The following is a 21,250-nucleotide window of genomic DNA, read 5'->3' on the forward strand; positions in this document are numbered from 1 at the left end:
TCCGGCCACCGGTGAATCCGGACCCGCCGCCGAATGTCGGTGCCCGTTGCTAACTTTCGTCCCGTTCCGATCTGACGAAAACAGGCGAGGCGCTATGACTATCGGGGGAACCACCTATCTCGAACTGTCCGAGGACAGTGGTACCGCGCACAAGTTCTACGAGGTGATCGTCGCGGGTACGCAAGTGAGCGTCCGCTTCGGTCGCATCGGTGAACAAGGGCAGACGAAGGTGAGTTCGTTCGCCTCCGAGGAGAAGGCGCGGGCGGCCGCGGCGAAGAAGATCGGCGAGAAGGTGCGCAAGGGCTACGCGCCCGCCGTGATGGGCGCGCGGGCCAGGCGTCCGGTGACCAGGCGGGCGATCAGCAGCGGGCGTTCCACCGCGAAGGCAGCGCCGGTGCTGTGGAGTTTCGACTCCGGCGCGGCCGCCTTCGGCATCTTCGTCGACGAGCGCCGCTGCTGGGTGGGCAACGAGAGCGGCGACGTGTTCACCCTGACTCCCGACGGCGTGGTCACCGGCCGCTACCGCCTGCCGGATTCGGTCAAATGCATCGTCGCCGACGACTTCTGGATCTATGCCGGATGCGACGACGGGCGCGTGTACGACCTATCCGGCAAGGTGCCGCGGGCGGCCTACGACATCGCGGCCGATGTGGACATCTACTGGCTCGACATCCACGACGGCATCCTCGGCGTCTCCGACCGCCAAGGCGGCATCACCGTGATCGACCACGAGGAGGAGTCGCTGTGGACCCGGCGCAGCACCGGCGATTCCGGCTGGATGGTGCGCATCGACGCCGACGGCGTCTACCACGGGCATTCCACCGGCGTCACCAAATACGACCTGGACAGCGGAAGCACCATGTGGCAGGTGGGCACCGGCGGCGACGTCCTGTTCGGCTGGCAGGAATCCGATGCCGTCTACGCGGGCACCGCCCGAAACCAGGTCCGCATGGTGTCCAAAGGCGGCCGGGCCGAGCGCACCTACCAGTGCGACGCCGCGGTCTTCTCCTGTGCCGCTTCCCCGGACGGCCGCTACGTCTTCGCCGGCGACAACTACTCCTCGGTGTACTGCTTCGACGCCGCGGGCAACCGCGTGTGGAAGCTGGCCACCGGCTGCGGATCGGCGTACTCCATGCAGTACCACGACGAGAAGCTGTACTTGGTCACCACGACCGGCACGCTGGCCTGTCTCGATGTCGCCGAGGCCGCCATCCGCGATGCCGAGCAAGGTGTGCTGCCGCAGACGGTGTCGGTGAAGGCCCCCGAGATCTCGGTGGTGGTGCCCAGCAACACCGTCGAACTCACCTCCGAAGCGGGCAACGGCATCGTCGTCGAGTGCGTCAGCCATGGCAGTTCCCTGCGCGTGCGAGTCGTGTCGCCGGGATATCACCACGGATGGAACGTGCAGTTCCCCAAAGACATTCGCCGAGCAGGCGCTCGATACGTGGTCGACGGCATCGCGGAGTCGGTGCGCGGTTTCTATCGCGTGCGCGGGGACATCCGCCGGCTGTCCTGAGACAGACGTTCGGCAAGAAAGCGTTCCTCGCAGGTCTCGTAGATGTGCGAGGAACGCTGACAGCAACCCGGCCGCTCCGGGTCCTGGCACACTGACAGAAGCACTTTCGAAGAGGGGGGGGACGACTCGATGGGTGGACGATTCACATCGCTGGGTGCGCTCGTCGCGGCGCTGACGACCACCGCGGCGTTGCTGGCCGGGTGCGCGTCGAACCAGCGCGAGGACCGAAGCTTTCCAACCGAGGCAGCCGAGCAGATCGACCGCGTCGTGCGACCGCAGATGGACGCGCGGCTGGCTCCTGGAGTGCTGGTCGCGGTGCGTGACCCGAAACGGGGCGCCTTCGTCAGGGCGTACGGCACGGCCGATCTCGCGACCGGTCGTCCGATGGACGTGGCCGATCATGTCCGGATCGGGAGCATCACCAAGACGTTCACCGCCACCGCGGTGTTGCGCGCGGCCGACGAGGGAAAGCTCTCTGTGGACGACGTGCTGGAACGGTACGTGCCGGGCGTGCCGAACGGAGACACCATCACCCTTCGGGATCTGCTCGGGATGCGAGGCGGCGTCTGGGATCTTCACCGAGAGCGGGCCTTCGCCGACCAGATAGTCGCAAAGACCCCGGCGTCCGAATGGCACGAGGGCGACCGCCTGCGCGCGATCATCGCGCATCCGGAGAAGGCGATGCCGCCGCGCGGCCGCGTGGAGTACTCCAACTCCGAGTACTACCTGCTGGGCCTGGTGCTCGAAAAGGTCTTCGGGAAACCGGTGCACCAAGTGATCGGTGAAGTCGTCGCCGCGCACGGACTGCGCGCCACGACGTATCCCACCGACGCCGCCGTCCCCGCACCCGAGAGCCGCGGGTATTCCTACTTCGACGAAACGCCCACCGACGTCACCGCCCGGACCACCCCCGCCCTCTTCGGCGCGGCAGGCACCATGGTGTCCACGATCTCCGACCTCGCCGAGTACGCCCGCCTGCTCGGCCGCGGCGACCTGCTGAAGCCGGAGACCTTCCGCGCCAGGATCCAGTTCGCCGGAGATCTGCGCTACGGCCTGGGCATGGTGGAGTTCGGCCGCTGGATCGGCCACAACGGCGCCGTGCCCGGCTACACCACCCACATGGCCTATCTCCCCGAGCAGGACGCCGGCGTCACCGTCGCGGTCAGCGAATTCACCTCTCCGCCCCTGCTCGGGGTGACCGCGTCGGTCATCTGGTTCGGCATCGTCCGTCAGCTGTATCCGGGCACGGTGCCCGGCGTGCCTGCGGGCACGGAACCGGAGCCGCCACCGGTGCCCGCGGTCGCCGATCTCGACAACCGACTACGACAGACGCTGGACCCCGCGGTTCCCGTCGCGCGGAAGCCGCTGCGGATCGCGGACGACGACAAGGACCCGGATTTGGTCACTCGGGTCGCGGAGAGCTTGTCACTGACCACCACGACGGTCGGCAAAGTGACCGCCGCAGGCGGCCACCTCCTCGCGACCGTCGTCTTCGCCGGGCCCAACGGCCGCCGCCCGGCCATCGTGCCGTTCGTCCCGCGCGACGGCTCCTGGCGTATCGACCGGTCTTGGGCGTGCGAGAACATCGCCGGAACCGGGCCGCCCTCGCCCGCCTGCGAATGACGCGCGCTCCGCACCCTGATCTGCCGATTCGTCGGCGGAACGCAACGCCCGGTGGGAAGGTGGACGTACGGCAGGTGTCGGCAGAGGAGCGAGACACATGGTGGACAAGACCAACGGAGCTGCCGCGGGCGACGGCGGCGTGATGACGGCGGAGCGGCCCGACCAGATTCGCAACGTGGTCCTGGTCGGGCACAGCGGGTCGGGAAAGACCACGCTGGTCGACGCCATGGCGCTCACCGCGCGGGCGGTCAATCGCGCCGGGCGGGTCGAGGACGGCACCTCGCTGTCGGACTACGACGAGATCGAGCACCGCCAGCACCGATCGGTGCAGCTGTCGGTGGTGCCGGTGACGTGGGACGGTAAGAAGGTCAACCTGGTCGACACGCCCGGGTACGCGGACTTCGTCTGCGAGCTGCGGGCGGGGTTGCGCGCGGCCGACGCGGCGCTGTTCGTCATTTCGGCGGCCGAGGGAGTGGACGGGATCGCGGGAGCGACCAGGGCGCTGTGGGAGGAGTGCGCCGCGGTCGGGATGCCGCGCGCGATCGTGATCACCCATCTGGACACCGCGCGCGACGAGTACGACGTGATGACCGAAGCCTGCCGCACCGTGCTCGGCGGCGGATCGGAGAGCATCCTGCCGCTGCACCTGCCGGTGTACGGCCCGAAGAACCCGGACGGTCACCGGCCGGTCACCGGCATGGTGGAGCTGCTGCCGCACTGCGTGGGCGACTACTCCTCCGGAGAGGAGGTCCAGGGCGACCCCTCGCCCGATGAGGCGCCCGCGCTGGAAGAAGCGCGCAATCGCCTCATCGAGGGCATCATCGCCGAGAGCGAGGACGAGAGCCTGATGGAGCGCTACCTCGACGGCGAGGAGATCGGCCTGGCGACGCTGGTCGCAGATCTGGAGCGAGCGGTCGCGCGGGGCACCTTCCATCCGGTGCTGTTCGCCGCGCCCGCGCCGGAAGGGGCCAAGCAGGGCCTCGGCACGGTGGAGCTGCTCGACCTGATCACCGGTGGTTTTCCGACGCCCGCCGAACATCCCATCACCGCCAGCAACGGCGCCGAACCGCATCCGCTGCGCTGCGACCCGGACGGTGAGCTCGCCGCGGAGGTCATCCGCACCGCGTCCGACCCGTACGTCGGGCGGGTCTGCATGGTCCGCGTCTTCTCCGGCACCTTGCACGCCGACGACACGGTGCACATCAGCGGGCACGGCCTCGAGGACCGCGGCCATGAGAGCCACGAGCTGGACGAGCGGGTCGGCGCGATCTCGGCTCCGTTCGGCAAACAGCAACGCCCGCTGCGCCAGGCGATCGCGGGCGACATCGCCTACGTCACCAAACTCGGTCATGCCGAGACCGGCGACACGCTGTCGTCCACGGACAGCCCCTTGCGGATCGAGCCGTGGCCGATGCCCGATCCCCTGCTGCCCGTCGCCATCCGCGCGCACAGCAAGACCGATGAGGACAAGCTCTCCCAGAGCCTCGCCCGGCTCGCCGCCGAGGACCCGGCACTGCGGCTCGAGCACAACGCGCAGACCCACCAGCTGGTGCTGTGGTGTCTCGGCGAGGCGCATCGCGACGTCGCGCTGGAACGATTGCGAACTCGGTTCGGCGTGCAGGTCGACCTCACCGACTACCAGGTGGCCTTGCGGGAGACGTTCGCGGGCAAGGCGACCGGGCGCGGCAGGCATGTGAAGCAGTCCGGCGGGCACGGGCAGTACGCCGTGTGCGAGATCGAGGTCGAACCGCTGCCCGAAGGGTCCGGGATCGAGTTCGTGGACAGAGTTGTCGGCGGAGTCGTTCCGCGCCAGTTCATTCCGTCCGTGGAGAAGGGCGTCCGCGCGCAAGCCACCCGTGGATTGACCGCCGGTTATCCGCTCGTGGACGTGCGTGTCACGCTGTTCGACGGCAAGGCCCATTCGGTCGACTCCTCCGACGCCGCGTTCCAGACGGCTGGTGCGCTCGCCCTCCGTGAGGCAGCGGCCGCCGCGGGGATCAGGGTGCTGGAGCCGCTGGCCGAAGTCTGGGTGCTGGTCTCCGACGACTACGTCGGACCGGTGCTCAGCGACCTGTCCAGCCGTCGCGGTCGCGTCCTCGGCACCGAGCCGCACGGCGCCGGGCGCACGCGGATCCACGCCGAGGTTCCCGAACTCGAACTCAGCCGCTACGCCATCGACCTGCGCTCCATCTCCCACGGCACCGGCGATTTCACCCGCGCGTACGCGCGCCACGAACCGATGCCCAACCAGGTCGCCGCCGCGGTGCGCGGGGAGAAGGCACGCGCGTAGTCCGCTTCTGCCGAGCCGCTGATCCGCGCCGTTCCACCAGCGCGCTCGGCGAGCGGCATCGGTCACCGGCTCAGGCGGATCGATGCCGCTGATCCGACCGCACGGCGCGACAACGCATACGCCGACTCGAAACTCGCGAACCTGTATGGGCTCGACCGGCGAGGCCGCGATCGCGGTGGCCGCTCACCGGGGGCGCGAGCACCGAAGCGTCCCGCTACTTCCCCACTGTTCCGTCTGCCGAATCTGGCGATAGCCGGGCATTTCGGCCGCACACCATCGATGGCGCCCTTCCCGCCCTGCGCAGCGCCACCGACCCGGAGGTCGAAGGCGGTGAGTACTGAGGTCCTGACCGACTTCCGAGATACAGAAGCTATCCGGCCAGGGTCCAGCCGAGCAGCCGCGCGCGATGGTCAGCGGGACATCAACCTGTGTGAGGCATCGGAGTGCCTGACCGGAGGGCGCTACTGCGTCGGATCCGCGGCAGGGCAGGCGAAGCCGAACGCCTGACCGCGCGCCCGGCGGGCGAGCATCGCGACCGGTCCACTTCGCGAGGGATTCGGCCGCGATGCTTCGCGTCGCTCAGACCTGCGGCGGATTGATGGCCGGCGGACCGGCGGGTTGCGGAGCAGCGGGCGGTGCCGTGCTCAGGGTGGGCGTAGGCGGTGTCGCGGCCGTGGGGTCGGTGGCGGAACCGACGTTCAGACCCGTCGGATGCGCGTAGCCGGTGAAACCGCCGTACTTGTCCGTCAGCGGCGGGTTGTTGGGGTCCAGCGGAATCAGTTGGCCCTCGTCCACGATGGTCAGCCCGGTGTCGGTCTTGACGATCAGCGCGCTGTGCTTCTCCCATTGCACGACATCGCCCGACTGCAACTGGGCGACATCGTTGACCGTCGCCCAGGGATGCTCCGCCGTCGACTCACCGGGAGTCCCGGCGTACGCGGCCGCCGCGTCCATGGCGGTGTTCTGCGCCTGCCGCTGCAAGGGTTCCGAGATGTCCGGGGGCACCTGCACGGTCTGGTTGCCGATCTGGAGCGGCACCGTTGCGCCCGGCGTCGTCACAGCCGGCGGCGTACCCGCGTACGTCGGCGCCGTCACACCGGAAGGGCTTCCAGGCTGCGGCTGACCGGTTTGGTTCGCGGCGGCCGCCTGCGCCTCGCGCTCGCGCCGCCGTTCCTCACGCCGCTCTTCGCGCTCCTCGCGCTCCCGCCGGTCCTCTTCTTCCTGGTAACCGTTGTGCTGGTTGCCCTGGTTCATCATCCCCGCCATGGCAGCCATCATGGCGAGATTTTGCAGCATGCCCGCGCCGCCGTCACCACTGCTGCCGGTCGAGCCGGTGGAGCCGGTATTGGCGCCCGTAGCGGTTCCGGTGCCAGTGCCCTGCGATGACGAATCGCCCGTGGAATTCCCATTGCCCGACGTGGACGTATCGGTGCCACCGTCGGAGCCCTCCGTGTCACTGTCGGATTGCGAGTTGCCAGTGGAATCGTCGTCACCGGTGCCGTCTTTGTCACCGGCGCCCTCTTCGTCACCGGTGCCGTCTTTGTCCCCGGTGTCACCGTCATCGTTGCCGTTATTGTTGCTGCCGTTGTTGTCGTTGCCGTTTCCGTTGTTGCCGTTGCCGTCGTTACCGTTATTGCCGTTATTGCCGTTATTGCCGTTTCCGTCGTTACCGTTGCCCTGGTCGCCCTGGTCGCCCTGGTCGCCCTTGTCCCCCTTATCTCCCTTATCCCCTTTGTCGCCCTTGTCGCCCTTGTCGCCTTTGTCGTCACCGCCGCTGTGGTCATCGGCGTCTTTTCCGTCGACGTCCTCAGCTTGCTTCTGATATTTTTTCGTCGCTTCGCCGTATACCTTTTCCCACTCGGCGGTGGCATCGTCGATGGCCCGGACGTAGTACCGCTGCTCCGCCTCGGCAGTGAGAAAATATTCGCCGTAACCCTTGGTGCCCTCTTTTGTATTCTTCTCGTAGACAGGCACCTGCATCTCGGAGGTGGGGGGACCACCGGAGCTCTCGGTGAGCGTATTTCCACTGCGCGTGAGACTCGCCATCGCAGGTGCGTACTCGAGATCCTTGTTGAGCTCGTCCATGATTCTTTTCAGCTCTTTGAAGGTATCGGAGCCGGTGATCTTCGAATCATAGGTGGCATTTGCGACAGACTTGTGGTCGCTGGTGTGGTCCTTCTGCCGCTTCTCCAACTGGGTTTTCAGTTCGCCGTGCGCGTCTCTGACCTTGGACCAGCCGTCCGCGCTCTCGACCTGCTTGCCGTCGAGGACCGCGGTGAAGTCCGGCGCAGCTTTGGGATTACCGACGCCGAGCGTGTCGAAGTCCCACTGCATCGTGAACTCGGTGTCCGCGATCAGTTGTCTCAGCGCCTCACTCGCACCTTTCGGCACATAGAGGTCGACGTACTGCGCGTGCTTGTCCTCGCCCTTGAAATCCTCGTAGCCGTAATCCCCGAACTTCGGATCGCCGGCCGCATCGTCCTCTTTCTTTTTCTTGGCGTTGAGGTAATCTTCCGGCTTTTTGGTCTTGAGCGATTGGATGAGATCCTTGTACTCGGGCTTGTCGGCGAGACCCTGCTCCTCGGCATCGTGCACCAAACGTTCCATCAGATCGTACTGATATGCGTCGGCCCATCTGATGTCACGAAGCCTGTTGAATGCCTCTGTGAATTCGGTCGAATTCAGCCCTGCGAGCTTGTTCAATGAATTCTTGGCTTGGTCGTCCTGGAAACCGACACTATCCCACCCGTGTGCTTCGTAGTCGTGTTTGATCTGCGAGACGACGTCGTCCACCTTGCTCATCAGGCTCTCCTCTGCTCACCGGAGCTCTCCGACCCCGCCAGACCACTCAACAATCCGGTGACGGAAGGGGGACTCTCGCCATGGCTCATAGAACTCACACCGCCGGAGACCGTTCTACTCATGCGGGCAGTCTGCGCAACCGATACCCGCGCTGTCGCCGGGAACAACGGATGCTCGGTGATCTGGCTGTAGGTGTAGAGCGCGTCACGGAGGGTCTGCCGGTCGGGCTCGCCTTCGGCGAGCGACAGCAACAGTTCATCGACACGACGTTCGAAGACCATGCCGCGCAGTACCTCCATGTCGGCCACCCGCAACGGGACGCCGCCGACCGGGATGTGGGACACGTCGATCCGTCGCGAATTCGCCGCGGCCGCTGTCAGCGCGTCGGCCGCTCGTATCTGATGCCACCAACTCGGCGGGACGGGCAGACCCGCGTGCAGGGCATCGAGGATTCGAGCGCGGTGGGGCGAGCCATTCCCGTCGGCGCCTGATATGGCCGCCCGCACTCGAGCATCCGCGGCCCGCGCCAACTCGACGCACTTCGCCCGGATTTCCGCATCCGGCACCGTCGCGGCCTCCCGCAGCAAGTCGTCCGATCCGGCCAGCGTGAGCCGATCGACCAATCCGGGCCCTGGGGATGTGAGATCGACCGCGGACTCGGCGGCGGGCACCCGGTCCTCGATGGCGACGTCGCGGCCGAGTGTTGTGCGCAGGTCGTCCGCTATAGCCGCGGACGACACCAGGGCACTGATCCGGACCGGCCTGCGCTCGCCTACCAACAAGGTGAATTCGGCGAGCATCCGGGCCGGATCGGTAGTTCCTTCCAAGGCCGCGACGGCTTCTCGACCTGCGGCACGCAATATCGAGTCCCACCGCCACGGGATGATGACTTCCGACGGAAGGAACAGTCCGGGAGGCAACCAACCACGCCCCTCGGTGGAAGTCAGCAGGACCAGGGGCCCGGCGGGAGTCCGCGCCACCGCTACCCCCCAGTCGAGACCGAGCGCCGAATCGGCTACGGCGGAGAGAATCGCGGCAAGCAGAGTGCGCGCGAGCGCCAAGTCGTCTTCTACGCGCTCACCCACCACGAACGACGGCAGCGCCCTGCGTTCCTCGGCCGGATGGAGGGCCGCCGCCAACGGGCCGGTAGACAGTGGAGCGGGGGGACGAATGGCCGTACGCGCACTCATACCGTCTGTGGGAACCGCCGCGGGGAAGACGCTTCCCGCCATTGGTGCGAGCAACCCGTCTGTCGTGCCCATGGGACCGCTCACGTCGATCGACACCTCGGCGCTGCCGTTCTGGAATCCCAAAGGGTCGAGAGATGCGCCAACGGCACCGGGCTCCGGCATCCCGTTCACGCCGAACTGCGGCATGCCGGGCGTAACGGGCATCGTGCCCTGCGGGGGGACGACTCCCGTCGGCATGCTGTCGTGGATCTGCGGGAGGGATGCCGCGAGCTGCGCCGGTACAGAGTCGGAGTGTCGAGCGGTCTCCGGCATCTGAGGCGTGGCCGATGTGGTGGGAGGATGCCCCGGTTGTGGGCCGTTCGTCAGCGGCGTGTCCGGAGCTGCGCCGACCGGCGCCGGGGGACCGGGGAGCGTACTGAGAGCAGGACCGCCTCGCGGCGCGCCGTTACCGAAGTCACCCGCATTGCCGATGGTCTGCCCACCGGAGTGGTCGGCGTCTTCGAGGGCGGCCGCGGCGGCGAGCAATTCGTCTCGCGTCCGCTCATGTCTGGCGGCGAGGCGCTCAGCCGACTGGTGCCGCCTGTTGTAGTAGTCCACCAGAGCCCCCCGCATCGGGTCGGCGATCACACCGTAGGTGGACTCGAACTCGGCAAGCCAGTCGTGCGGGATCTCGCCCCACTTCCGGATGTCCGCGGCGAGCGAATCATGCTGCTGGGCCATGCGGCGCAGCTGATCCGGCTCAACATCCAGGTGATTGGGCATGCTCGGTCGATCCCTCCCGCCAGCTATCTCGGGTTCATTGTTCCGCCTTCCCAAAATTGGGGACCGGATCGCTTCCGGTTTTCCACTCCTGCATCACCTCGGCGAAGGGGCGGGGCAAATTCTCGGCATTGTTCATGGCGAAGTGGTATTGCCGCCGGGCATCCTCGGTACTTTCGGTGATGGCGGCCATGATCTCGGCGGCGAGTTCCTGGTTGCCGAATCGGGCACAGGTGCCGGGCGCCAGATAGAGATCCCGCAGCCGTCCCATCACGTCGACCTCGGGAATGACCAGGCCACTCGGGGAGGGTCGGCGCGCCACGATGGCGTCGGACCGTTCCCGCATCTCAGCGATGCGGTGCCGCAACTCCCGGGCCATGCTCAGTCCGGCGCGTACGTAAGGATGTACTTCCCTCACAGATCCTCACTTATCCGCGGCCACCGAACGCCCGCCTATGGGCGATCGGCGCGCCCGCACTCGTACACATGTCGGCAACGCCGTCGCCGAGCGCCCGGCTCTGCCGAGCGCAGGGCGCCCTTCAGGATGCGGCACCCGGAAAGAGTCCACTTCCCAACCGTGGGAAGCGAGCATACTCGAGCCAGAGCCGGTTTCCCGCACGGAGATCACGAGTTCCGCGAGGCCCCCATCGACGAGTTCAGCACCGACTTCGGAGGTCTGCGCTACGCCGTCCCACGCGCTGTACACCGGATGCCATCCGCATTTCCTTCCGCGCTGCTCGGCTCCGGTCGGCAGTTGACGTTGCGCGGCGCGGGTCATTCCTCGGACGGGCAGACCGTCACCGAGGGAGAACTGCTGGTCACCTATGCGCCGGAATCCGCCGCCGCGCAAGTGCGGGACCTCGGTGACGGCCTGATCGAGGTCCCTGCCGGGATGAGCTGGTACGGCTTGGAGCGTTATCTGAATCGCCGGGGCGCGGCATTTCCCGTGCTGCCCGACTATTTGCAGTTGTCGGTGGGTGGCACGCTGTCGGTGGGCGGCATCGGCATCGACTCCGTGCGCTCCGGCATGCAGGTCGATCACGTGGAGCGGATCCAGCTGATCGACGGCACGGGGACCAGCCGTTGGTGCTCGCGTACCGATCACTCCGAGCTGTTCCGGTTCGCGCTCGGCGGATCGGGCACCGTCGGACTGATCGAACGGGCGGTGCTGCGCACCGTGCCGTACCGTCGCGACACCCACCTCCACCGCACGCGGCACGACACGACGGCCGAACTCGCGGAGCACACCGAGCGGATGGCGTTGCGCGACGACATCGACATCTTCTACGCGTCCATCCGGCACGGCGTGGTCCAGACCACCACCGGATGGCGCGGAAGCGGTCCGAAGCGCTGTGGCGACGCCGACTGCGCGATAGTCGCCGATCTCTCGCTGCGGGGAAACTACGGCACCGCGCGCACCGTCGCCCCGCCCGCCGGCCATGCCCGCTTGTGCGCCGACTTCATCGTGCCCGCCGGGCAGCTGGCGCCGTTGCTGGCGGCCGTGGACGCACTACGGCACCTGGATGCACTGGACGGTGGGCTCGAGCTGTTGTGGATTCTGATCGTGCGCCGTTCCTCGGACGCGACCGCATTCCCTTTCACTCCGGTCGGCAGTGCTCCCGTCTCGATCGCCGTGGGCTTCTGCACATCGCTACACCGCGAGTTCGCGGCCGTCGACGCTACCCGGACCGCGTTGCGCGGCCTGCTGGAGCGCTGTCTCGAGTTGGGCGGACGTCCCTACCTCTACGGCTTCGACGTCCTGGACGCCGCACCGGCCGAGCGCCTCTACGGAGCGGACCTCGCCCGGCTCGCGCAGCTGCGCTCGGCCCACCGCCTGGACCACGTCAACGCCCACCACCCGCTTGTCCGTGCGACCGTGAGCCCTCCTCCCGACAGTGCCCACTCCCCTGCTGCCGCCAACGATGGGAAGCCCGATGACAGGACGTCTCGATCCGAGTGAGAGAGTTTGGCGATATGGGTAGAAGTGTCCATCCACCGCTCGCCGCTCCCGACATCGGCAAACAGTCCTGACGATGGTGTCGTCTGAAGCGGCGGGAGACTTCCTGGTCGATTTGGCCGAGCGGTTGACCGTCTCGTGTGACCCCGCCTCTGTTCGCGCGATGATGGAGCGCGCCTGCGGTGGACAGCTTTCCGAGCGAGGGCCGGATGGATACCGCGCCAGTCTTCTGACCCTCTCCGGACTTCCGTTCGAGGCAAGTGTGTCCGGCGGCGGCGGCAAAGTGGCGCCCGTGGTTCGTTACGCCACCGAGACCGCCACTCAGGAAACGCGATTCGACTCGCGCGTGGCCGCCCAGATCGCCGCGATCCGCGCACTCGTCTCCTGGCTGCCGAACGGAGACCAGACGGTCGCCGATATGTTCGAGTCTTTCGTCACGACGCTGTATCCCGATCCGGCGAGTGTGTCTGCACGTTATCGCTCGGCTTCGTGGATCGGTGTCGTCCACGACTCCGCGGTGCCGGACCACGCGGCCCGGCTCAAGGTATACGGCTACCCGGACGTCGTGCCCGGAGGGCTGCGCCGGTTGTGTGACGTGTGGCCTGGATTCGCCGATCTGGCTCCGGTGCCCGACGATCCGAAGCTCATCAAACCGGTCATCGCCGCGCTCGAAATGGATGCCCGCGGCGAGTTGAACCACAAGATCTACCTGCGCGCCGGATACGACGCCGCCGTGCCGATGAAGCTGGTCCGAGACTTCGGCCATCCGGCGTGGGAGGTCCTGTCCGAACTCGTCCGGTGCGGTCTCGACGCGGCCGAACTGCACAGGTATGACTACTTCATCTGCTGCGCACGCGGTTCGGGCCCCCCGACCTACGCCTTCACCTTGGCCGCCCGCGTCGGCGACGACCTGGCCGGACTCGCACGCGAACTCGCGTCCCGGCACCACGGCAGCACCGTCGCCGTGGACGCACTCGCACAGGTGGCAGCGTCATCCGGCGCGAGCTGGCGTTACTCGGCAGTCGGACTGGGTGTATCCGCCGAGCACGGCCTCGACAAACTCAACGTCTACGGCGTCCCCACCTGGAGCGACGCGTAGCACCGCGACCACCGACGCACTGGCGCCCGTTCCACTGTGAACCTCGCCTGCGGATGGCCGGGCCGAACGCAGACGAGTCCACCCGCTCCGCGATCGATGAAGTGATCGCGGAACGGATGGACTCGCCGGAACCCTGCTGCGGACGGAGGACCTTGGTCAGATCCTCCGCCGCAGGTAAGAAGCCCGGAAGGGCTTACACGTCGAAGTACAGCTCGAACTCGTACGGGTGCGGACGCAGGTTCACCGGGGCGATCTCGCCCTCACGCTTGAGGGTGATCCAGGTCTCGATCAGGTCCTCGGTGAAGACATTGCCTTCGGTGAGGTAGTCGTGGTCCTGCTCGAGGCGGTCGATGACCGAGGCCAGGCTGGTGGGGGCCTGCGGGATGTTCTTGGCCTCCTCCGGCGGGAGCTCGTAGAGGTCCTTGTCGACCGGGGCCAGCGGCTCGATCTTCTTCTTGATGCCGTCCAGGCCTGCCATCATCATGGCGGCGAAGGCCAGGTACGGGTTGCCCGAGGAGTCCGGCGCGCGGAACTCGAGGCGCTTGGCCTTCGGGTTGTTGCCGGTGACCGGGATGCGGACCGCGGCGGAGCGGTTGCGCTGCGAGTACACCAGGTTGATCGGGGCCTCGTAGCCGGGGACCAGGCGGTGGTAGGAGTTCACCGTCGGGTTGGTGAACGCCAGCAGCGACGGCGCGTGGTGCAGGATGCCGCCGATGTAGTGGCGGGCCAGGTCGGACAGGCCGCCGTAGCCGGCCTCGTCGTGGAACAGCGGCTTGCCGTCCTTCCACAGCGACTGGTGCACGTGCATGCCCGAGCCGTTGTCACCGAAGAGCGGCTTCGGCATGAAGGTGACGGTCTTGCCTTCCTGCCACGCGGTGTTCTTGACGATGTACTTGAACAGCTGCAGGTCGTCGGCCGCGGCGAGCAGGGTGTTGAACTTGTAGTTGATCTCGGCCTGACCGGCGGTGCCGACCTCGTGGTGGCCGCGCTCCAGCTCGAAGCCGGAGTTCTGCAGGTTGGTCGAGATCTTGTCGCGCAGGTCGACGTAGTGGTCGTAGGGCGCGACCGGGAAGTAGCCGCCCTTGTTGCGAACCTTGTAACCGCGGTTGCGGGTGCCGTCCGGGTTGAACTCCGCGCCGGTGTTCCAGGAGCCGGAGACCGACTCGATCTCGTAGAAGGCGCCGTTCATGGCCGAGTCGTAGCGGATCGAGTCGAAGATGTAGAACTCCGCCTCGGGACCGAAGTACGCGGTGTCGGCGATGCCGGTGGAGCGCAGGTACTCCTCCGCCTTGCGCGCGACGTTACGCGGGTCGCGGCTGTAGGCCTCGCGGGTGAACGGGTCGTGCACGAAGAAGTTGAGGTTCAGCGTCTTGGCGGCGCGGAACGGGTCGACACGCGCGGTGGAGAAGTCGGGCAGCAGCAGCATGTCCGACTCGTCGATGGACTGGAACCCACGAACGGAGGAGCCGTCGAACGCTAGCCCTTCCTCGGCGAGGTCGGTCGTGAAGGCCTTCCCCGGGATCGAGAAGTGCTGCTGCACACCGGGCAGGTCGCTGAAGCGGATGTCGACGTACTCGATGTCCTCGTCAGCGATGTATTTGATGACCTCGTCGGCCGTGCTGAACGTCACTTGTTCTCCTTACGGATCGGTTCCCAGCCAGTGTCGCTTGCATGGGTTCGTCGCGACCAGACGCTATGGATGCCGTGTTTCCCTGCAGTCAAGGATGTGTTTCGCCGGTGTTACACGTGCATCCGGCGGCGTGGTGCTGACCACCATGACTCGAAATGCATGGTAGTCCTGCCCTCGCGGTGGCGCGCGGCGACGCTGAACTCCGCATATGCGATGCCCGGAGCCCGTTCCGTCGCGCCTATTGTGGGGTGCATGGCACGCATCACCGGCTCCTGGCTTTCCGGACCCCCGGCCGACTCCGGCGGCCCGGCAACCCCCGAGTTCCCCGGTGCGCAACTCGGCCTGCCGAAGACCGGGGCGGGCTCGCTGGCCGGTATGGGCCGCCGTATCGCCGCCCTGTTCGTGGACTGGCTGATCGCCCTCGGCATCGCCGCGCTGATCACCCGCAGCGGTTCGGCGTCGAGTCTGACGCTGCTCATCTGGTTCGTCATCGGCGTGGGCGCGGTCACGCTGTTCGGGTTCACCCCGGGGCAGTATTTCCTGCGGCTGCGCACGGTGCGCGTCGACGCGGCGGTGCCGGTCGGCTTCGTGCGGGCGCTGGCCAGGCAGGTGCTGCTGCTGTTCGTGGTGCCCGCGCTGTTCACCGACGCCGACGGGCGCGGCATGCACGACCGCGCGACCGGCACGGCGCTGGTGCACTCACGCTGAACGTCCGATTCGCGCGGTAGCGATCCGACCGAAAGGCCCGCCTCCGGGACAGGGAGGCGGGCCTTTCGAGTTCGAGGACAGCGCGCGCCCACAAGGCCGCCCAGCGCGCCGGAGCAGGATCAGCGACGGCGGATCGTGCGCTGCACGCCGCGCATCTTGGCGCCCGCGGGCATCGGCCCCTTCGGCAGGGCGGGCCCGCTGCGCGCGCTGAGGGCCGAGAGCCTGCCTTCGATGAGGTCCATGCGCTTGGTGTCGATGTTGCGCGGCAGCTTGGTGAGGTAACGCTGGAGGTCCTTGAGCGGGACCTGGCCTTCGTCGTTGCCGATGACGACGTCGTAGATCGGAGTGTCGCCGATCAGCCTGGCGGTGCGCTTCTTCTCCTGGGCGAGCAGCGACTTGACCCGCTGCGGGGCGCCCTCGGCGACCAGCACCACACCGGGTAGGCCGATCACCCGGTGCACCGCGTCCAGTTGCGTAGTGGCGGCGACGCCGTTGCTCACCCGCCATTTGCCTTGCAGGTTGTCCAGCACCCAGGCCGCGGCGCCCGCTTGGCCCTCGGCCTTGCGGTAGACGCTCTTCTGCACCCGCCTGCCGAAGATGATGAACGCCACCAGCGCGCCGAGCACGACGCCCAGCGGGATCAGGAACCAGGTCAGCCCGAAGATCAGGCCGATCACGGCGAAGACGGCGGTGCTGCCGACCAGGGCGCCGATCATCAGCGGAAGCAGCAGCTTGTCTTCCTTGCGCTGCATCTGGAACGCCTGCCACAACTGCTTGCGGCGTTCCCTCGACTGCTGCTTGCGGGCCGCTTTCGCCGCGGCCTTCGCTTCCTTGGTGGGCTTACCTGCTGCCATGACTCTCAGGATAGTGCCCAGGTAGTCGCGGCTCCGCCGTGGGACAGCGGCCCGACCGGGCGCTACCCCCGGCGCGCGATCGATCCGAGCACCGTGAGATCCAGGTCACCCGATGCCTCGGTCCAGCCCATCGCTCGCAACTCGGCCGGGGCAGCGACACCGAGAGCGTCGCGCAGGCCGACGGCGACCGAGCGCGCGAACTCCAGCAAGCTGTTCGGCGCGATGGGCCAGAACAAGACCCTGGTCCAGTTGTCCGCGTCGTGCCCGTCCGCGGGCGCGTGCCAGCCCAGTGCCCGCAACTCCCGCACGGCGGTCTCCGGTATCGGGTTGCTCAGATAATTGTTTCCGGCCAGTTCGGCGGATAATTTGATGTCGTATTGGACAAATTGGACATAGCGATTTCCGGGGGCGGCGATGATGAGGGTTGCCCGCGACGGCAGCTCCGAGAGGCAGTGCGCCAGCGCTTGCACGAACTGTTCCCAATCCGTTGTCGCCGGCTCGCTCATTCTTCCCCCGGGTATTCGCACTGGGGTGATCATACGCCGCCGCAGCCGGGACACCAGACGAATCCCCTTGCGAGTTCACGTAGTTCGCCGGACTATAGCCGTTTGCCATATCAGATATCGCCTCCGCGCCGAACACCGCCGGGACCTGCGACATCCGCGCCGCGTGACACCGGGCCGCGCGCGGCGGGCGCACGGATCACGCGGCGGAAAGTCGATCCCCGATCGAGGTTTTCGATTACCTCCGGCGTTTTCGGGCTGGCGCAGAATGGCTTCCGCAGGAATGCTTTCGATTCGCATCGCATTGTGGCTTCGCCCCGGCCCGCGCGAAGTCGGCGGGGAGACGACAAGTACAGAACCACTACCCCGGTTCCGGGGGCTGGACGACCGTGCGGCCACACTCGATAGTCCTATGGTGATCGAACGAGCCGTCCTGTCTCGTGCCCTCTGCGGCCTGATGTTGCTGTTGGCCGCGTGCGTCCCCGCTCGAGCGGCCGCGGAACCGCTGCCGGTGCCCTATCAGTGGAAGCAAGCGTTCATCGACGGCACGGACGGCACTCGCCTGCACGCGGACATCCTGCGCCCGGCCGACGTCTCCGATGACACCCGCACGCCCGTCATCCTCACCGTCAGCCCGTATCGCGCGCACCTGGCGTACCTGAGCGAACCGCGCGTGACCGGCGGCCCGTCCACCGACAATCTCACCGCCGAGTTGTTCCTGAACGCCGGATACACCTACGTCATCGTCGACCTGCGCGGGTTCGGCGGCTCCAGCGGCTGCCCCGATTTCGGCGGCCAAGGGGAACGAGCCGACGTCGCCGCCGCCGTGGAGTGGGCGGCGAGCCAGCCGTGGTCCACCGGCCGGGTCGGACTGTTCGGCACGTCGTACGAGGCGTGGACCGGCCTGATGGGCCTGGCCGCCGCCCCGAAGGGCCTCGCCGCGGTGGGCGCGTTCGAGCCGGTCGTCGATCCGTACTCCTACCTGTACATGCAGGGCGTCTCGTGGAAGTTCTCCGGCAAGCCGGTCACCGAGAGCGGGGTGCGCCCGGCCGACTTCGCGGGACTCGAGCACCTGCTCATCGCCTCGACCCCGCCGCGCCCGGAGGACTCCGGCGAATACCAGGCGAATGCGACGCAGTTGCCGTGGCAGTGCTATCAGCGCTACCTCGCCGAGATCGGCGACCACAACCCCGACACCGTCTTCTGGCGGGATCGCGATCTGGTCGCGCGGCTGCGCGGCGCCACGATCCCGCTGTTCCTCGGGCAAGGCTTCGTCGACTACAACACCCGGGCCTACCGTGTGTTCGATCTGTGGAACGGCCTCGGGCCAGGCGAGCACCGCGCTTGGTTCGGCCAGTGGGGACACCGCACCTGCCACGACAAATGCGGCACGCCCCACTTCGACACCGAACTGCTCGCGTTCTTCGACAAGCACGTCGCCGCCCGCGACGTGCAGGTGCCGGGCCCGCGGATCACCGTCGGCCAGTTCGACGGCCGCTGGCGCGCCGAGACGGCGTGGCCGCCCGCCGACGCGAGCCGGGTCCCGGTCGAGTTGCGGACCGGCGAGTACACCGACCGCGGGCTGCTCCCCGGCCCCGATCGCGAGATCTGGTCGGTCTCCGCGCCGCTGACCGGTGACCAGCACCTGTCCGGCATCCCCACCGCAACCCTCCGGCTCAGCGGCCCGCCGAGCGCCACGGTCGCGGTCGAGCTCTACGACATCGCGCCCGACCTGCGGGCCACCGTCATCACCCGCGGGATCGCACCCGTCCGCGACACCGCCGAGGTCCGGCTGCTCGCCCAGGACTGGCCGATCGCGGCGGGCCACCGGATCGGCGTGCGGATCACCGACGTGGTCGACGACGTGTGGTCGCACTCCCCCGCCCTCGCGGCGGTCTCGGTGACCTCCGCGCGCATCGAACTGCCCCTGCTGACCGGAACGCGTCGTCCCGATCTGCCGGGCGGGCTCACCGAAGGCATCGTGAAGTGGCGAAACGAGAAGACGATCGCCTTGGACCCGCGTGTGTTGAACAATGCAACGGTGTCCATGAATCCGCCCGACCGCGCCGGTGACCGATGACGGAGCCGGTCGACGACCCGACCGCCGAACGCCTCGCCGCCGCGCTGCGCTGTGCGACGGTGTCCACCGACGACCCGAGCGAAGCCGACAGCGCGGCGTTCGACCGCCTCGACGCGCACCTGCGGGCCTCGTTCCCCCGGGTGCACGCCGAACTCGAATTGCGGATGTTCGCCCACAGCAGGCTCTACCGCTGGCCCGGCGCCGAACCGGACCGGGTGGCCGCGATCCTGCTCGCGCATCAGGACGTGGTGCCGGTGGACGACGCCAAGCGCTGGACGCACCCGCCGTTCGCCGGCGTGGTCGACGACGAGTTCATCTGGGGGCGCGGGGCGATCGATGACAAGAGCCGCGTGCTCGCCATCCTGGAGGCGGTCGAATCGGCGCTCGCCGCGGGCCTGCGACCCCGGCACACCGTGTACCTGGCCTTCGGGCACGACGAGGAGGTCTTCGGCGGCGAGGGCGCCGAGCGGATGGCCGAGCACCTGCGCGCGGCGGGGGTGCGCGCGGATCTGCTGCTGGACGAGGGCGGCGTGATCACCGCCGGCGTCGTGGAGGGCGTGCGGCAGCCGGTGGCGACGATCATGCTCGGGGAGAAGGGATACGCGACGGTCCGGCTGTCGGTCACCGAGGTGGGTGGGCACTCGTCCATGCCGGGCAGGCAGACCGCGGTCGGCCGGATCGCGCGGGCGGTGAGCCGCATCCAGGACCATCCGATGCCGCTGCGCCTGACCCCGGTGATCGCGGACATGCTGACCAGGATCCGCGAGGTCATGCCCGCGCCGCGGCGGCGCCTGCTCGGTCTGGCGAAGCTGGCCGCGCCGGTGATCACCCGGGTGATGGCCACCCAGCCGCAGACCGAGGCCATGGTGCGCACCACAACGGCGCCGACGGTGATCCGCGGCGGCGTGCGGGCCAACGTGCTGCCCCAGCGGGCCGAGGCCATGGTGAACTTCCGCATCCTGCCCGGCGACACGGTCGCCTCGGTGCTGGCGCACTGCCGGAAAGTGGTGCGCGACAGGGGAATCCGATTCGAACTCGTCGGCATGTCATCGGAGCCGTCACGGATCACCGGACCGGGCCCCGCCTTCGATCTGATCGCCGGCCTCGCCCGCGCCGTCGTCCCCGGCATCGCGGTGACCACCGGCATCGTCCCCGGCGCCACCGACTCCAGGCACTACGACGACCTGGCGGGCACCCGGTGCAATTTCGCCCCCATCGTGCTGGACGAGCGCGACCTCGGCTCGATCCACGGAACCGACGAGCGCATCTCCCGCGTCAACTACGCTCGACTCATCGAGTTCAACCGGCGACTGATCGAGCATTTCGCGACGGTCGGCGCGCCATCGACGTCAGGAGCTGATGGATGACGACCGAGCCGACGGCGGGCGACGCCACGCCCGCGATCCGCACCGAGTCCGGTGAGTTCGACGGCGTCGGCAGCGGAGTGGCCTGGCGGGCGTGGCTGCCGGAGGGCGCGCCGCGGGGCGTGATCGTCCTGGTGCACGGTGTGGCCGAGCATTCCGGCCGCTATGTCCACGTGGGGCAGCGTCTGGTCGCCGCCGGTTTCGCGGTCTACGCGCTCGATCACATCGGCCACGGCAAGTCCGCGGGCGGCAAGGCCAATATCGGCTCCATGGCGGGCGCCGCGGACAATGTCGCCGCCATGCTGGACATCGCGAGCCGGGAACAGCCCGGCGTGCCGCGCTTCCTGCTCGCGCACTCGATGGGCAGCCTGATCACCCTGTACCTGGCCACCCGCGCGCCGATCGACGTGGCGGGCATCGTGCTGTCCGCCCCGCCGCTGGACATCCCGGTTGGCAATCCGGTGCAGCGCGCGCTCGCGCCGGTGCTGAGCAGGTTCACCCCGAATCTCGGTGTGCTGAAACTCGATTCGTCGCAGATCAGCCGCGACCCCGCGGTCGTCGCGGCCTACGACAACGATCCGCTGGTGTATCGCGGCAAGCTGCCCGCGCGCACCGGCGCCGAGATGCTGAGCGCCACCGACACGGTCAAGCAGCGCTTGGCGCGGGTGACCGTGCCGCTGCTGGTGCTGCACGGCACGGCCGACGCGATCGCCGCTCCGTCGAGCTCCGACCTCATCGAGCGGGGCGCCGGGTCGAAAGACCTCACGGTGATCCGCTACGAAGGGCTCTACCACGAGGTGTTCAACGAGCCCGAGCAGGACAAAGTGCTCGATGATGTCGTCGGATGGCTGGAAGCGCACCTTACCGGACAGTAG

15 protein-coding genes are annotated in these 21,250 nt (G+C 67.9%); 9 read left to right on the forward strand and 6 right to left on the reverse strand.

Features of this window, described 5'->3' with window-relative positions:
- Nucleotides 1–94 precede the first annotated feature (94 nt).
- From ACWDMM_RS17870 to ACWDMM_RS17880, 3 genes are all read left to right on the forward strand, one after another.
- Complete coding sequence (locus ACWDMM_RS17870; protein WP_195077781.1) at nucleotides 95–1,516, forward strand: WGR domain-containing protein; 1,422 nt, start codon at nucleotides 95–97, stop codon at nucleotides 1,514–1,516.
- Nucleotides 1,517–1,645: 129 nt separating this feature from the next.
- The gene (locus ACWDMM_RS17875) at nucleotides 1,646–3,139 is read left to right on the forward strand and encodes a serine hydrolase domain-containing protein (protein ID WP_449938438.1); all 1,494 of its coding nucleotides are present in this window, start codon (nucleotides 1,646–1,648) and stop codon (nucleotides 3,137–3,139) included.
- 97 nt (nucleotides 3,140–3,236) lie between these two features.
- Nucleotides 3,237–5,429, forward strand: a complete 2,193-nt coding sequence (locus ACWDMM_RS17880; protein WP_195077779.1) for an elongation factor G-like protein EF-G2 — start codon at nucleotides 3,237–3,239, stop codon at nucleotides 5,427–5,429.
- Nucleotides 5,430–6,008: 579 nt separating this feature from the next.
- Here ACWDMM_RS17880 and ACWDMM_RS17885 read toward each other — a convergent pair.
- Genes ACWDMM_RS17885 through ACWDMM_RS17895 form a run of 3 tightly spaced genes read right to left on the reverse strand, consistent with a single transcriptional unit; the run spans nucleotide 6,009 to nucleotide 10,598 of the window.
- Entirely contained in the window at nucleotides 6,009–8,231 is a 2,223-nt protein-coding gene (locus ACWDMM_RS17885) for a hypothetical protein (protein ID WP_449938442.1), read from the reverse strand.
- The gene (locus ACWDMM_RS17890) at nucleotides 8,231–10,183 is read right to left on the reverse strand and encodes a type VII secretion target (protein WP_449938445.1); all 1,953 of its coding nucleotides are present in this window, start codon (nucleotides 10,181–10,183) and stop codon (nucleotides 8,231–8,233) included. The genes ACWDMM_RS17885 and ACWDMM_RS17890 overlap by 1 nt, the downstream gene beginning before the upstream one ends.
- A 34-nt stretch (nucleotides 10,184–10,217) precedes the next feature.
- Nucleotides 10,218–10,598, reverse strand: coding sequence for a hypothetical protein (locus ACWDMM_RS17895; protein WP_195077776.1), 381 nt, complete (start codon nucleotides 10,596–10,598; stop codon nucleotides 10,218–10,220).
- 159 nt (nucleotides 10,599–10,757) lie between these two features.
- Between ACWDMM_RS17895 and ACWDMM_RS17900 the strand changes: the two genes are divergently transcribed.
- Nucleotides 10,758–12,140: an FAD-binding protein gene (locus tag ACWDMM_RS17900; protein WP_449938448.1), complete on the forward strand. Its 1,383-nt coding sequence runs from the start codon at nucleotides 10,758–10,760 to the stop codon at nucleotides 12,138–12,140.
- Nucleotides 12,141–12,213: 73 nt separating this feature from the next.
- The gene (locus ACWDMM_RS17905) at nucleotides 12,214–13,236 is read left to right on the forward strand and encodes a hypothetical protein (protein ID WP_357205347.1); all 1,023 of its coding nucleotides are present in this window, start codon (nucleotides 12,214–12,216) and stop codon (nucleotides 13,234–13,236) included.
- A 193-nt stretch (nucleotides 13,237–13,429) separates the two neighbouring features.
- Here ACWDMM_RS17905 and glnA read toward each other — a convergent pair whose 3' ends face one another.
- Nucleotides 13,430–14,866: a type I glutamate--ammonia ligase gene (gene glnA / locus ACWDMM_RS17910; RefSeq protein WP_067800793.1), complete on the reverse strand. Its 1,437-nt coding sequence runs from the start codon at nucleotides 14,864–14,866 to the stop codon at nucleotides 13,430–13,432.
- A 252-nt stretch (nucleotides 14,867–15,118) separates the two neighbouring features.
- Between glnA and ACWDMM_RS17915 the strand changes: the two genes are divergently transcribed.
- The gene (locus ACWDMM_RS17915; RefSeq protein WP_195077765.1) at nucleotides 15,119–15,574 is read left to right on the forward strand and encodes an RDD family protein; all 456 of its coding nucleotides are present in this window, start codon (nucleotides 15,119–15,121) and stop codon (nucleotides 15,572–15,574) included.
- A 119-nt stretch (nucleotides 15,575–15,693) separates the two neighbouring features.
- Here ACWDMM_RS17915 and ACWDMM_RS17920 read toward each other — a convergent pair whose 3' ends face one another.
- Nucleotides 15,694–16,428: a DUF4191 domain-containing protein gene (locus ACWDMM_RS17920; RefSeq protein WP_195077764.1), complete on the reverse strand. Its 735-nt coding sequence runs from the start codon at nucleotides 16,426–16,428 to the stop codon at nucleotides 15,694–15,696.
- A 62-nt stretch (nucleotides 16,429–16,490) separates the two neighbouring features.
- Complete coding sequence (locus ACWDMM_RS17925; protein WP_357108983.1) at nucleotides 16,491–16,934, reverse strand: TY-Chap domain-containing protein; 444 nt, start codon at nucleotides 16,932–16,934, stop codon at nucleotides 16,491–16,493.
- A gap of 409 nt (nucleotides 16,935–17,343) precedes the next feature.
- Between ACWDMM_RS17925 and ACWDMM_RS17930 the strand changes: the two genes are divergently transcribed.
- The 3 genes from ACWDMM_RS17930 to ACWDMM_RS17940 are packed head-to-tail and all read left to right on the forward strand — an operon-like array spanning nucleotide 17,344 to nucleotide 21,250.
- Entirely contained in the window at nucleotides 17,344–19,011 is a 1,668-nt protein-coding gene (locus ACWDMM_RS17930) for a CocE/NonD family hydrolase (RefSeq protein ID WP_357108980.1), read from the forward strand.
- Entirely contained in the window at nucleotides 19,008–20,378 is a 1,371-nt protein-coding gene (locus tag ACWDMM_RS17935) for a M20 family peptidase (protein WP_357108977.1), read from the forward strand. The genes ACWDMM_RS17930 and ACWDMM_RS17935 overlap by 4 nt, the downstream gene beginning before the upstream one ends.
- Nucleotides 20,375–21,250, forward strand: coding sequence for an alpha/beta hydrolase (locus ACWDMM_RS17940; protein ID WP_195077760.1), 876 nt, complete (start codon nucleotides 20,375–20,377; stop codon nucleotides 21,248–21,250). Before ACWDMM_RS17935 ends, ACWDMM_RS17940 begins: the two co-directional genes overlap by 4 nt.

This window comes from Nocardia sp. NPDC003726, assembly GCF_053586955.1.